The following is a 12,232-nucleotide window of genomic DNA, read 5'->3' on the forward strand; positions in this document are numbered from 1 at the left end:
GTTGTCTGATAGGTTTTAGCTTTAGTATGATTGGGCGAAGGTAATCGAAATTATCCCTCCGCCTGGTGTTTTCCGGCGAAACGGAGGATCTCCTCCAGTACGTTCCTTTCGTTGTTGAGGCGCGGCACTTTGTGCTGGCCGCCCAGTTTGCCTTTGCTTTTCAGCCATTCGGTGAAGGTGCCCGGCGCCATCAAATGCACGCTGGGGCGGCGAAGGGCCATATCTTTATGCCGTTTGGCCTCGTAATCGGAATTGATGGTCTTCAGCGTTTCGTCGAGCACGGTGATGAACCGTTCCAGGTCCGCCGGCAGCTGCTCGAACTCGATCAGCCATTCGTGGCCGCCGTTGCCGGTTTCGCTGAAATAGATCGGCGCGGCAGTGTAATCGTTCACTATTGCTCCCGTTATTTCGCAGGCCGTCGCGATGGCATTGTCTGTATTATCCACGATCAGCTCTTCGCCGAAAGCGTTGATGAAAGATTTAGTGCGGCCGCTCACGCGGATGCGGTAAGGCGCCATGGACACGAACTGAATGGTGTCTCCCACCAGGTAACGCCACAGCCCGCCGTTGGTGCTGATAATGAGCGCGTAGTTTTTGCCCGTTTCCACTTCGTGCAACTGCAGCGTGCGCGGAAATTCCTTGCCGTATTCTTCCATCGGCATAAACTCGTAGAAGATGCCGTGGTTAAGGAAAAGCAGCAGGCCTTCTTCGCCGATCACGTCCTGCGCGGCGAAAAAACCTTCGGATGCGTTGTAAGATTCGAGGTAATTCATGCCGGGCTTGCGGATCAGCCGTTTGAACTGTTCGCGGTAAGGCGTAAAGCTCACGCCGCCGTGCATGTACACTTCGAGGTTGGGCCATACGTCGGCCAGGTTGTCTGTTCCGGTAAGCTCGAATATTCTTTTGATCAGCACGATGGTCCAGGTGGGAACGCCGGCGATGGAAGTCACGTTTTCGTGGATCACGGCCTGCGCCATTCGTTCGATCTTTTCTTCCCATTCGTCCATCAGCGCGATGGACAGGTCGGGCGTACGGACGAGGTTGCCGTAAAAGGGCATGTTTTGCAGCATCACGGCGCTGAGATCGCCGAAATAGCTGTCGCTGTCTGCAGACAGTTTATTGACCTGGTGGCTCCCGCCGATCACGAGCGATTTGCCGGTGAGCACGTCTGAATCGGGGAAGTTGTTGTAATAAAGCGAAAAAACGTCGCGGCCTGCGCGGTAGTGGCATTCGTCGAGGCTTTCGACGGACACGGGGATGAATTTGCTTTTATCGGCGGTGGTGCCGCTGCTTTTGGCGAACCATTTGATGGGCGTGTTCCAGAGCACGTTCTGCTCGCCTTCCATCACACGATGGATATAAGGTTTGATGGATTCGTAGTTATGTACCGGTACCCTTTGTTTAAACTCGTCTATTTTAAAAATATTGGAAAAGCCGTACTGTTTGCCAAATTCGGTATACTGGGCCGCGCTGAGCAGGTTTTGGAACACCTGCTGCTGAACCTGCAGCGGGTATTGCATAAAATGCTCGATGCGCCCCATCCGTAATCTGGCGAGTTGTGACAGCGCTGGACTTAAAATCTTCATACCAGGTTTAAGTAGGGTTTAAATAGTGATTATTGTTTAGCTGCTTCGTCCAGGTAATCCTTCCTGCGAAGAACGAAATTCTGCCCAAGATACACTTTTCTTACCTGTTCGTCTTCCGCCAGTTCTTCTGCGGTACCGGCCTTGAGAATTTTGCCTTCAAACAATAAATAGGCCCTGTCTGTGATGGACAGGGTTTCCTGCACGTTGTGGTCGGTGATGAGGATGCCGATGTTGCGGTATTTGAGTTTGGCTACGATCCCCTGGATATCTTCCACCGCGATGGGGTCGATACCGGCGAAGGGCTCGTCGAGCAGGATGAATTTGGGATCAACTGCCAGGGCGCGGGCGATCTCGGTTCTTCGGCGTTCGCCGCCGCTGAGCACATCGCCGGGGCTTTTGCGCACGTGCTGCAGGCGGAATTCGGAGAGCAGCGTTTCCAGCTTCTCCTTTTGTTCAGCCTTTTTCAGCTTCGTCATTTCCAGCACGGCGGCGATATTGTCTTCCACGCTCAGTTTCCTGAACACGCTCGCCTCCTGCGGCAGATAGCCGATGCCCATCTGCGCACGTTTGTACATGGGCAGCTTGGTAATGTTCAGGTCGTTGAGGAACACCTCTCCTTCATCGGGCTTGATAAGGCCCACCACCATATAAAACGTGGTGGTTTTGCCCGCCCCGTTCGGCCCCAGAAGGCCCACGATCTCCCCTTGCGTAACCTCTACGGACACGTGGTTTACCACGGTCCTGGCCCGGTAACGCTTAACCAGTTGCTGCGTATGTATTCTTAATTCCATAGATTGAATCTCAGCAAAAATAATAAAATCGGCGAATGGACAAGGTTTTCACCTGCCCCGCCCGACTATTTTAACCATTTATTTGCTATTAGTTAAATAGTAAGGGATATGTTATTTTTGCGAGGTTTTTTTAAAGATATCTCCTTTATATGAAAGTTACGGATCATATTTCCCAGGCCAAAGGCACCCTTATTTCCTTTGAGATCCTGCCGCCCCTGAAAGGTAAAAGCATCGAATCTATCTACGACCACCTTGACCCGCTCATGGAGTTCAAGCCTTCGTATATCAATGTTACCTATCACCGTAGCGAACATATGTTCAAAAAACGGGCAGACGGTTCTTTCGATAAAGTCGAGATCCGCAAGCGCCCCGGTACCGTTGGCATCTGCGCCGCCATCATGAACCATTACAAGATCGACGCAGTACCGCACCTCATCTGCGGCGGTTTCAGCAAGGAAGAGACCGAAAACGCCCTCATCGACCTTAATTTCCTGGGTATAGACAATGTGCTCGTGCTCCGCGGAGACGCGCCCAAAAACGAGACCTTCTTCGAAGCCCATCCCAACGGCCACCGCTACGCGCTCGAGCTGCTCCAGCAGGTGACCGCCATGAATAACGGCATCTATCTCGAAGACGATCTCATGGGCGGCATCAAAACCAAATTCTGCATCGGCGTGGCCGGCTACCCCGAAAAACACTTCGAAGCGCCCAACCTGCAAACGGATATGGCGTACCTGAAAAGAAAAGTGGAAGGCGGCGCAGACTACATCGTCACCCAAATGTTCTTCGACAACAAAAAATTCTTCGATTTCGTGGCAAAATGCCGCGAGAACGGCATTACCGTTCCCATTATCCCAGGCCTGAAACCGCTTACCACGCGTAAGCAGCTTACCGTGCTGCCCCGCACTTTCCATGTAGACATGCCGGAAGAACTGGCCAGCGAAGTAACGAAATGCAAAACGGACAAAGATGTGGAAGTAGTCGGCACCGAATGGCTCATACAGCAGTCCAAAGAACTGAAAGCCGGCGGTTCCCCCGTACTGCACTATTACACGCTGGGCAAGCCCCACGTGATCCAGCAGGTGGTGTCCGCCGTGATCTAAACTTTCCCGGCAACACATAAAAAAACCATTGCGTTGACACGCAATGGTATAATTTCCCTATAACTGTCACACCTTTTGTTTAGAACTTATTGGTGATGTATTGCTATAGTATGACGCGGGTAAATTCACTTACCCCTATCGGCAAACAAAAAAAGCGGGACCGTTCAGCACGGTCCCGCTTTTTTATCTTATAAGATGACGGGTTAATAATCTTCGCGGTTGAAAAGCACGCCCACGCTGATGCCAACATACCTGTTCCTGCTTTCGGTAAACCCGCTGCGGTCATTATCTGTAAGCCCCAGGCTGTAATTGGCGCCCAGCATGAGATAGTTGTCGAATTCATAACCGATGGCGAAGTTGGCCCCCGCATCCCAGGGATACATGCGCAGTACGGCGAGATTGTCGTTGTGCCTGCGGGAAAACTGTACGTCTTTGATATGTTTTGTAACGGTATTCCCGTTCTGCACGATGTTGTAGCTATACCGCCCGTTAAGCCCGCGCGCCAGGTAAGGGCCCACGCCCAACGTCGCCCTTCCTTTCCATAACGGGCGTTTATACACGATATTCAGGGGCATTTCAAAATAATTCAGCCGCAGCGCGCTTCCCCGGGGAATGTACACGCCGGAAAGCTCGGTCTTGATATCAAACGTTTCGTCCAGCGCAGCTCCTTTCGTTACGTACCGGAAGCCGGGCTGCAAATAGAACCCCGCAACCACGGGAACGTTCAGCAGCAGCTCCAGATGCCAGCCATGCAACGTTTCGCTGCCCCCCGTGCTGCCGAAACCGCCGGGCGCCTCGCCGGAAATATGCATGTTGGATGCGGTGTACCCGCTGCGGATGCCAAGACTAACCTGTGAAAATGCAGGAACAATAACGCAGAGAAGCATTACGAAGAGTAATGTAGAAATCTTCATAAAGTTGTTTTTTTAATAGGGGTATCACCTTTGAGCTATAGGAGAAAGTAACGGGGTATATATACGCTCGAACACAGGTCTGGTCTCTCAAAGTCTATATATGCGGCGCAAACATAACACAAAACTTTCTCAAATTCACAACTTGCTGGAAATGAAATGGCAGGAATCATCGGAAATTAACATTGCGCTTTGGATGTCAGGATTATGGTTCAAAAAATAAACATTCCTCCGGGCCGTATTGTTCGGCCCGGGCATATAAAAAACCGGCAGGAAATGCATACTGGTAAACCATTATGCATAACCCACCGGTCTATCGGATAGTTGCGATGAAAACCCGGCTTTATTGTGCGCCGAACTTATAACCTACGGTCACGCCAAAAGCGGTATTCCTGAAAGAATTGTCGCTGTCGCCATTACCGCGGAGATTGATCAGGCCGAGGTCTGTAAACAGGCCGAAATTGAGGCCCATCGGCAGTTCGTAACCTACCTGGAAGTTAGCGCCGGCGTCGAAACGTTTCATTTCGCCGTTTTCGTCGCCGAACTCGATGTCGTTTTTCACTACCGAGTTACCTACCACGGTTTCGCTGTTGCCGCCCAAACCTACTGCAAAGTAGGGACCGAGGCCAATGAAAAGGTTGCCGTTGCCGACTTCGGGTTTGTACATGAAGTTGATCGGCAGCTCAAGATAGCTAATGTTCGTTTTGGTGTCGAAACCGAGTACTTCTTCCTTACCGCCTTTGCCGGTGTATAACAGGCTTGGCTGAATGTAAAACTCGTCCGCCAGTTGAAGATCTGCCGTAAGGCCAGCCCTGAAATTCGTCAGCAGGCTGCTCGTCTCCTTGTCTCCGCTTATCTTGTAGGTGTAGCTGGAAAAGCTGGGGCCCGCCACGATCCCGAATTTGGTCTGCGCAAAGGTGGCGCCGGCAATCAGCAGGGCCGCAACGGATAAGAGTGCTTTTTTCATGTGTTGTTTTGTTTTAAAAAGATATATGTGTTAGGATGAAATGGTGTTTCCGCTATTATAAAACTCGTTCAGGGCGAAATTGTTTATTTCGTGCCGCCAAAAAGATAACCGATGGAGAAACTCCATACCCGGTTTTTACTCTTGTCGGAACGGCTGTCGTCTGACCCGGAATATAACTTACCAAAGCCCATGCCGTATTGCGCGGATACCAGGAAATTGTTGAATTCCACTCCTGCCAGTATGTTACCGCCATAGTCGAAACGTTTGTATTTGTCGTAGCCCTGGTTGGGGTCGCCGGAATTGAGCGGGGTATCATCGTCCCACTTGATGCTTTCCTCGCCGGAAGTGTTCACGCCCGCAATGGTGGATTCGTATTTGTTTTTACCACCCACGCCAAAGGCCGCATATGGACCGACGCCCAGGAACAACCGGGTGTCTTGCCCTACGGGGATCTTACCTACAAAGTTTACGGGGATTTCGATGTACTGGGGATTGGTGGTGGTTTTGAAGTAAGCAGCACTGCCTTCTTCACCGGATTCGACTTTCGTGCCCTTGCCGGTGTACAGAACACCCGGCTGCAGGGAAATTATTTCAGAGAGCGGAAAGTCCGCGATAGCGCCTACATGGAAAGAATTCAAGGAACGGCTGTCGTCCGTACCGCCGCTATTGGTGTTGGTAACATTCGCGATGTTCCAGCCACCTTTCACACCTACTCTAACCTGCGCCATTGCAGCTACCGATAAGCCGATAGCCATACATGAGAGAACAATCTTTTTCGTCATAACCTAAGGTTTTGGTGATGACATAAAGAATCCAAAGAACGTGCCAAAGGACAAATTGTTATTTTTATCCTGTTGTAAATGAACATATTGCAAAGGGCTATTGTTGCGGCTTCCCGTTTAATTCGCGTTGCAGAAACTCGTCTAATTGGGTTACGCCCAGCCGTTTGGCGAGGATCTTTTTATGTTCGTCGAGCAGGTACACTACCGGGGTTGCATACACATCGTAAAACTTGCGGTAGTTACTTTTGTATTCCGGGTCCCAGGCGTGTATCCAGCCGCTGAGGTGTTTGTCGCGGATGAATTTCGTCCATTCGTCTTTGGTGCCGTCCGTTCTCACGCCGTACATCGTAACGCCTTTTTTCTTCCAGCTGGCGTTGAACGCGGAATCCAGTTTAGGCACTTCCGTGATACAATGCCCGCAGGTGGGGTCCCAAAATACTACCACCGTGTATTTGGACTTAATGTCGTACAGGGATGCCCGTTTGGCGGCCGTATCCTGCAGCACCAGCGGTGCGGCCTGCTGCCCGATCAGGTTCGGCGCGATAGTGACCGCCCTTTCTACGATCTTGTTTTTCTGTTCTTCGGTGAGCCAGTAGGCATCGCCTTTCATGTAATATTTCTCCACCAGGTGCACGAACACGGCGTCCATACCCATGATCTGCGAGTTTTCATAATGCCGCGTGATCCACCACAGCACGAATTTGAAGCTCTCTTTATCTTTTTTTGTTTTGGCGATCAGCGCGTCCGCCTCCACGATGGCGGAATCGGGCAAAGGCGCCACGAGCTGGCTGAAATAACGGTCCAGCTTGGTTTCCAGCACGGGCGTGCGCACCAGCCTGCCGTCTGCCAGGTTCACGTCTTTCCAGTAATTGTTTTTATATACGAAATAAGGATAGGTGGAATCGAGGGAACCGTCTGCCTTTTTCGGCATGGGCGGTATCGCCGGTTCGCGCATGGCTTTGAAAATGCTGGCCAGCAGCGACTGCGGATGTTCCGAGATCACTTTGCCGCGGTATTCCTGTAATTGTTTGTTGAACGCGTCCATGAGCGGGCGTACTTTGGCGGAATCTTCCGCGTTGCGCGCCGCGCCCAGTTGTTTTTGTATCTCCGCCGAATTTTGCGCGATGAATTTGTTGTAGGCGCTGAACATGGTGTTGTCCGGCGAATTGCGGTACTCCGTGCCGGTGATCAGGTTGGCCGTGTCCGCAACAATGGAAAAGGTCTGTGTTTTATCAAGAAGGATCTCGAAATACCGTTGTTTGCCGGGCAATACGATAAGATAAATGCCCCCGGGCTGGGTTTCCGCGCCTTTGAGCACGGCGGTTCCGGCCGGGCTGATCTGCGCGGAATCCATCACATACGTGGTTTTCCCCATATAATGACCGAGATAAAGCGTACCATGCGTGTAGCCTTTCAGCTGTACGGAAATGTTGTAACCCTGGCCATACAGGGAGGAAGCGCCACCAAGGCAGCAAAGCAGGAGATATAGCAGTTTTTGCATAGGTGCAATAAAAGTAACTAAAACCGTCCTACCTTTGCACCCGTGAGGAAAAAAAATGTTGTTCTCGAAAACGTGCCCGTAACCGCTTATGCCGCCGAAGGCAAGGCATTGGCGCGGGTAGACGGTAAAGTAATATTTATTGAAGGCGGCGTGGTGCCCGGCGATGTGGTGGACGTGAAACTCGGCAAAAACAAAAAAGACTGGGCTGAAGGAAAGGCCATCCGCATCCACAGCCTGTCTCCCGACCGCACGGAGCCTTTCTGCCAGCATTTCGGGCTGTGCGGGGGCTGTAAATGGCAGATGCTGCCGTATGAAAAACAACTGGCCTACAAACAGCAGCAGGTGGAAGACCACCTGCGCCGCATCGGCCATCTCGAACTTCCATCCATGCCGCCCATCCTGGGCGCGAAGGAAACGAGGCGTTACCGCAACAAACTCGAATTCACCTTTTCCAATAAAGCTTACCTGACAGACGAAGAGATCCGCGCAGCCGGGGAAGAATGGCCCCGCCGCAACGCGCTCGGGTTCCACATCCCCAAGCTGTTCGACAAGGTGCTCGACATCCAGACCTGCCATTTGCAGGAAGAGCCGGCCAACCTGATCAAAAATACGGTGCGTGCCTGGGCGGAAGAGCGGGGACTGTCTTTTTACGACATCCGCCAGCAGGAGGGCTGGCTGCGCAACCTCGTGCTGCGCATCTGTACTACCGGCGAGGTAATGGCGAACCTGGTGATCCATCATGAGGACAAAGCCGAGCGCGAAGCCCTGCTGGACCACCTGCTGGAAAAGGTACCGGCCATCACCACGCTGCTGTACACGATCAACCCGAAGAAAAACGACAGCATTTTCGACCTGGAGCCGCGCGTGTATTACGGGAAAGGCTATGTGGAAGAAAAGCTGGAGGATTTCACCTTCAAGATCGGCCCGAAATCTTTTTTCCAGACCAATACTTACCAGGGTGAAGCCCTCTACCGCATCACCCGCGAGTTTGCGGGGCTAACCGGCACGGAAACCGTATACGACCTGTATTGCGGAACCGGCAGCATCGGTATCTTTGTGAGCCGGCAGGCGGGAAAAGTGGTGGGCATCGAATTGATCAGCGAAGCGATAGACGATGCGCGGGAAAACGCGGAAGCCAACGGCGTAAAAAACGCCACGTTTTTTGCAGGGGATGTGATCGATATTTGCGACGACGCGTTTTTTGCCGCCCATGGCGCGCCGGATGTGATCATAACCGATCCGCCGAGGGCGGGCATGCACGAGAAACTTACGGCAAAACTGCTGGAAGTGGCGGCTCCCCGGATCGTATACGTATCGTGTAACCCGGCTACGCAAGCGAGAGACCTCGCTTTGCTGAGCGAAAAATACAGTGTGGAGAAAGTGCAGGCGGTAGACATGTTCCCGCACACCCATCATATTGAAAACGTGGCGCTGCTGAAGCGCAGGTATTAAACAGTGAAACAGTAACCAGAAACGATTAAGCGTAAATGCAATGAGTGAATTCAGGCCCGGGAGATTCCAACTGTTGCCCTTGGTAATCAAAAATCTCCTTATTATAAACGGATTGGTTTATCTCGCACAGATCACCCTCCAATCCAGCAATCTTGAGGCGATGTTCGGGCTCCACTACTGGGGTTCCGAGCTTTTCCGTCCGCATCAGATCATCACTCACCTGTTTATGCACGGAAGTTTTGCGCATCTTTTTTCCAACATGTTCGCATTGTGGATGTTCGGCAGCGCGCTCGAAAACCGCTGGGGGCCTAAACGTTTCCTGATATTTTATATGATCTGCGGCATTGGCGCCGCTTTATGTCATATGGGGGTATTGACATATGACAATATGAAACTTGCAGCGGATATTAATAATTTTAATGTTTCCCCGTCATTCAGCAGCTACCTGAAGATCTACGATAAATACGGGATGCAGTTTTTTGAGCCGACCAGGTTGCCGGTCAATATACCGGGGTTCACGATGCAAAGCTTTACGGACGCCTGGGCCACATTACCCCCCGAATCCCGGGAAATGATTACATATGCACGGTTCCTTCTGTCCGATTTCAGGGAAGCTTACGCTAACGTGCCTACAGTAGGCGCTTCTGGCGCGGTATTCGGGGTGCTCTTTGCGTTCGGGTATCTTTTTCCCAACAGCTACCTTTTTATTTTACCCATTCCATTTCCCATCAAAGCAAAATATTTTATCGGCGGGTACATCCTGCTGGAGCTGTTCCTGGGGTTCAACAACTCCGGCGGCGACAACGTGGCGCACTTTGCGCACCTGGGTGGCGTGTTATTTGCTTATATCCTCCTGAAAGTATGGGCCAAACGCAACCGGCGCGACTTTTATTGAGCGTAAAATCTTAAATTTGTAACAAACACCAGAACCATGGAAGTAGCCGAAAAAGAACGGATGCCGCGGTTGTCTTTAGGGGAAGAAAGGAATATGGTTACCCAGCTACTGCTTCTGAACGTTACCGTATACATCCTCCTGTATTTTATCAAGATCATTTACCAGCTGGAAAATTTTTCCGTCGCGGATTTTGATAACGACATTCTCCGGAACACAGTCGTGTCTGCACAACCCATGACACTGCTCACCAAGCCCTGGACCTTGCTCACGGCCATGTTCACCCATACCGGGTTTTGGGACATCTTTTCCAACATGGTATGGCTGTTCTGCTTCGGCACACTGCTGCAGCAGGCTTCCGGTTTCCGCGTGATCGTTCCCCTGTATGTTTTCGGCAGCCTTTGCGGCTACACCTTTTATATCGCCGGCATGCAGTTCGTTCCTTCCCTGCAACCGCTCGCGGCAGCAGGCGCAGGCGTAATGGGCGCAGGCGCGGGCGTAACGGCCCTCGCTATCGGCGTTACCACACTGGCTCCCGGCAACCGCGTATTCCCGTTGCTGCTGAGAGGCGGCATCCCCGTCTGGATCATCACCCTCATTTATATCGCCCTTTATCTTACCTCCGTTTTCACCGGCAATGGCAGCGGCGCCACCCTGCTGTATCTCGCGGGCGGCGCTTTTATGGGCTTCCTGTTTATGAACCGGTACAAAAAAGGCCATAACTGGTCTGCCCGCTTCAACGCGGTTTTCTTCAACGTTTCGCATGTGTTCCATTCCAAAAAAGACAAAGATGCGCTGCGCGAAGAATTGATGGAGGCGGACAAACCTTCCCGCAAAACCGCCAATCCCGCGCCATTCGTGAAAGTGGGCCACATTCCAGAGCACAAGATCAACGAACTGCTGGACAAGATCAGCGAACAGGGCATGCAAAGCCTCAGCCCGGAAGAAAAAGAAACGCTGTTGCGCGCCAGCAGGGAACAGGAGCCGGGGAATTAACTTTCATTTTACTGCGAAAAATCACGCGGACGGAGTATATTAGCGTAATTTTCAACGCACAATAACCCCCCAACAGTGAAACCTGTACCTGCTATTCTCCGCCGGACCTTCTTATATGGAAATATATTATGCGCCGCCGGCCTGATCTGTTCCGCTTTACTGCCCATGGTGAGCCCCGCATCGTTTTGGCCCGCCGGATTCGCCGGGTTCGCATTCCCGCTGCTGTGGCTGATCTGCCTGCTTTTTATCCCGGGCTGGCTGTTTGCCCGCAAAAAATACTGGCTGATATCGCTGCTGGCGCTGATCGTTTCGGTGCGCGGGCTTTCGGTATCCTGGGGCTTTAACCTTTTCGGTTCCGGCAAAACCGCCACGAAACAATCTTTCACCGTAATGAGCTTTAACTCCAGCTCCATGGGGCTGACGAAGTATAAAGAAAATCCGCCCATCCGCGAAAACATCTACCGCATCCTGCAAACGGCCCGGCCCGATGTGCTGTGCGTGCAGGAATTTTATACCAACGAGCATCCGGACCAGCAGCCGCATCTCGAAAACATCCAGCGCAGCTGCAGCTATCCTTATCATTATTTCGTGAAACATTACACCAACTGGAAAACCTGGCATTACGGCACCGTCGTTTTTTCGCGTTTCCCGATCGTGGATACGGCGCGCATTGCGTTCAGGGGCGGTTATAAAAACAACGAAGACCTGGTGAGCGTGAAACTGCTGGTGCATGGCGATACGGTGCAGCTGCTTACCGGCCATCTTTCCTCCTACAGGCTGAACACCGGCGATTACGACGCGGTGGGCAGTACGGACGGGGGGAAGATCAAATCCGTGATGGGCAAGATGCGCCGCAGCTTCGCCAACCGCGTGCGCCAGGCGGAGATCATGGCGGGGGAGGTCGCTAAAAGCAAATACCCGGTGATCGTGACCGGCGATTTTAACGCCATCCCGCTTTCCTATACCTACAAAACGATCCGCGGCGGCAAACTGCAGGACGCTTTCCTGGAGAAAGGCTCCGGCTTCGGCAGAACGTACGCCGCCCTCTCGCCTACCCTCCGCATCGACTACGTACTGGCCGGGAAAGAATTTACGGTGGAAGATTTTTCCATCCACCGCGAAAAAGGGCTGCAACATTTCCCCGTTATGGCGCGCCTTTCACTGAAACATTGATCACACTATACAACGATTTCAAATACAAAAGCGCCTGTTCCACAACAATGGCTTAAATTTATTAACACGTTGTTTTTT

Annotated in this window: 11 protein-coding genes; 5 read left to right on the plus strand and 6 right to left on the minus strand. The window is 52.0% G+C overall.

Going from position 1 to position 12,232, the window contains the following annotated elements; all coding sequences use genetic code 11:
* Window positions 1-50: 50 nt before the first annotated feature.
* Both J7I43_RS11120 and lptB read right to left on the minus strand, forming a co-directional pair.
* The gene (locus J7I43_RS11120) at window positions 51-1,586 is read right to left on the minus strand and encodes a GH3 auxin-responsive promoter family protein (RefSeq protein WP_209145745.1); all 1,536 of its coding nucleotides are present in this window, start codon (window positions 1,584-1,586) and stop codon (window positions 51-53) included.
* 29 nt (window positions 1,587-1,615) lie between these two features.
* Window positions 1,616-2,377 (minus strand): LPS export ABC transporter ATP-binding protein, encoded by a 762-nt coding sequence (lptB, locus tag J7I43_RS11125; protein ID WP_209145746.1) that lies wholly within the window; start codon window positions 2,375-2,377, stop codon window positions 1,616-1,618.
* A gap of 149 nt (window positions 2,378-2,526) precedes the next feature.
* Here lptB and metF point away from each other — a divergent pair, with 149 nt between their 5' ends.
* Entirely contained in the window at window positions 2,527-3,480 is a 954-nt protein-coding gene (gene metF, locus J7I43_RS11130) for a methylenetetrahydrofolate reductase [NAD(P)H] (protein ID WP_209145747.1), read from the plus strand.
* A gap of 203 nt (window positions 3,481-3,683) precedes the next feature.
* Here metF and J7I43_RS11135 read toward each other — a convergent pair whose 3' ends face one another.
* The 4 genes from J7I43_RS11135 to J7I43_RS11150 all read right to left on the minus strand — a co-directional run bounded on the left by J7I43_RS11135 (window position 3,684) and on the right by J7I43_RS11150 (window position 7,641).
* Window positions 3,684-4,394, minus strand: coding sequence for an outer membrane beta-barrel protein (locus tag J7I43_RS11135; RefSeq protein ID WP_209145748.1), 711 nt, complete (start codon window positions 4,392-4,394; stop codon window positions 3,684-3,686).
* 340 nt (window positions 4,395-4,734) lie between these two features.
* Window positions 4,735-5,358 carry a porin family protein gene (locus J7I43_RS11140; RefSeq protein ID WP_209145749.1) on the minus strand — a complete coding sequence of 208 codons (624 nt, stop codon included), beginning with the start codon at window positions 5,356-5,358 and terminating at the stop codon, window positions 4,735-4,737.
* Between the two features lie 83 nt (window positions 5,359-5,441).
* Entirely contained in the window at window positions 5,442-6,140 is a 699-nt protein-coding gene (locus tag J7I43_RS11145) for a porin family protein (protein ID WP_209145750.1), read from the minus strand.
* Window positions 6,141-6,237: 97 nt separating this feature from the next.
* On the minus strand, window positions 6,238-7,641 hold the full coding sequence (locus J7I43_RS11150; RefSeq protein ID WP_209145751.1) for a TlpA disulfide reductase family protein: 1,404 nt from the start codon (window positions 7,639-7,641) through the stop codon (window positions 6,238-6,240).
* A gap of 42 nt (window positions 7,642-7,683) precedes the next feature.
* Between J7I43_RS11150 and rlmD the strand changes: the two genes are divergently transcribed.
* The 4 genes from rlmD (at window position 7,684) to J7I43_RS11170 (ending at window position 12,154) form a co-directional block, all read left to right on the plus strand.
* Window positions 7,684-9,093, plus strand: a complete 1,410-nt coding sequence (gene rlmD / locus J7I43_RS11155; protein ID WP_209145752.1) for a 23S rRNA (uracil(1939)-C(5))-methyltransferase RlmD — start codon at window positions 7,684-7,686, stop codon at window positions 9,091-9,093.
* 112 nt (window positions 9,094-9,205) lie between these two features.
* Window positions 9,206-9,988, plus strand: coding sequence for a rhomboid family intramembrane serine protease (locus J7I43_RS11160; protein WP_209145753.1), 783 nt, complete (start codon window positions 9,206-9,208; stop codon window positions 9,986-9,988).
* Between the two features lie 36 nt (window positions 9,989-10,024).
* Window positions 10,025-10,981 (plus strand): rhomboid family intramembrane serine protease, encoded by a 957-nt coding sequence (locus J7I43_RS11165; RefSeq protein ID WP_209145754.1) that lies wholly within the window; start codon window positions 10,025-10,027, stop codon window positions 10,979-10,981.
* A 75-nt stretch (window positions 10,982-11,056) separates the two neighbouring features.
* Window positions 11,057-12,154, plus strand: a complete 1,098-nt coding sequence (locus tag J7I43_RS11170; RefSeq protein WP_209145755.1) for an endonuclease/exonuclease/phosphatase family protein — start codon at window positions 11,057-11,059, stop codon at window positions 12,152-12,154.
* Window positions 12,155-12,232 lie beyond the last annotated feature (78 nt).

This window comes from Chitinophaga chungangae, assembly GCF_017742215.1.
GTDB lineage: Bacteria > Bacteroidota > Bacteroidia > Chitinophagales > Chitinophagaceae > Chitinophaga > Chitinophaga chungangae.

What these genes read in the sequence shown, in the direction of transcription:
- J7I43_RS11145 (WP_209145750.1), bottom strand. Translation starts at nt 6,140, where the DNA reads ATGACGAAAAAGATTGTTCTCTCATGTATGGCTATCGGCTTATCGGTA.
- J7I43_RS11120 (WP_209145745.1), bottom strand. Translation starts at nt 1,586, where the DNA reads ATGAAGATTTTAAGTCCAGCGCTGTCACAACTCGCCAGATTACGGATG.
- J7I43_RS11165 (WP_209145754.1), top strand. Translation starts at nt 10,025, where the DNA reads ATGGAAGTAGCCGAAAAAGAACGGATGCCGCGGTTGTCTTTAGGGGAA.
- lptB (WP_209145746.1), bottom strand. Translation starts at nt 2,377, where the DNA reads ATGGAATTAAGAATACATACGCAGCAACTGGTTAAGCGTTACCGGGCC.
- metF (WP_209145747.1), top strand. Translation starts at nt 2,527, where the DNA reads ATGAAAGTTACGGATCATATTTCCCAGGCCAAAGGCACCCTTATTTCC.
- J7I43_RS11140 (WP_209145749.1), bottom strand. Translation starts at nt 5,358, where the DNA reads ATGAAAAAAGCACTCTTATCCGTTGCGGCCCTGCTGATTGCCGGCGCC.
- J7I43_RS11150 (WP_209145751.1), bottom strand. Translation starts at nt 7,641, where the DNA reads ATGCAAAAACTGCTATATCTCCTGCTTTGCTGCCTTGGTGGCGCTTCC.
- J7I43_RS11135 (WP_209145748.1), bottom strand. Translation starts at nt 4,394, where the DNA reads ATGAAGATTTCTACATTACTCTTCGTAATGCTTCTCTGCGTTATTGTT.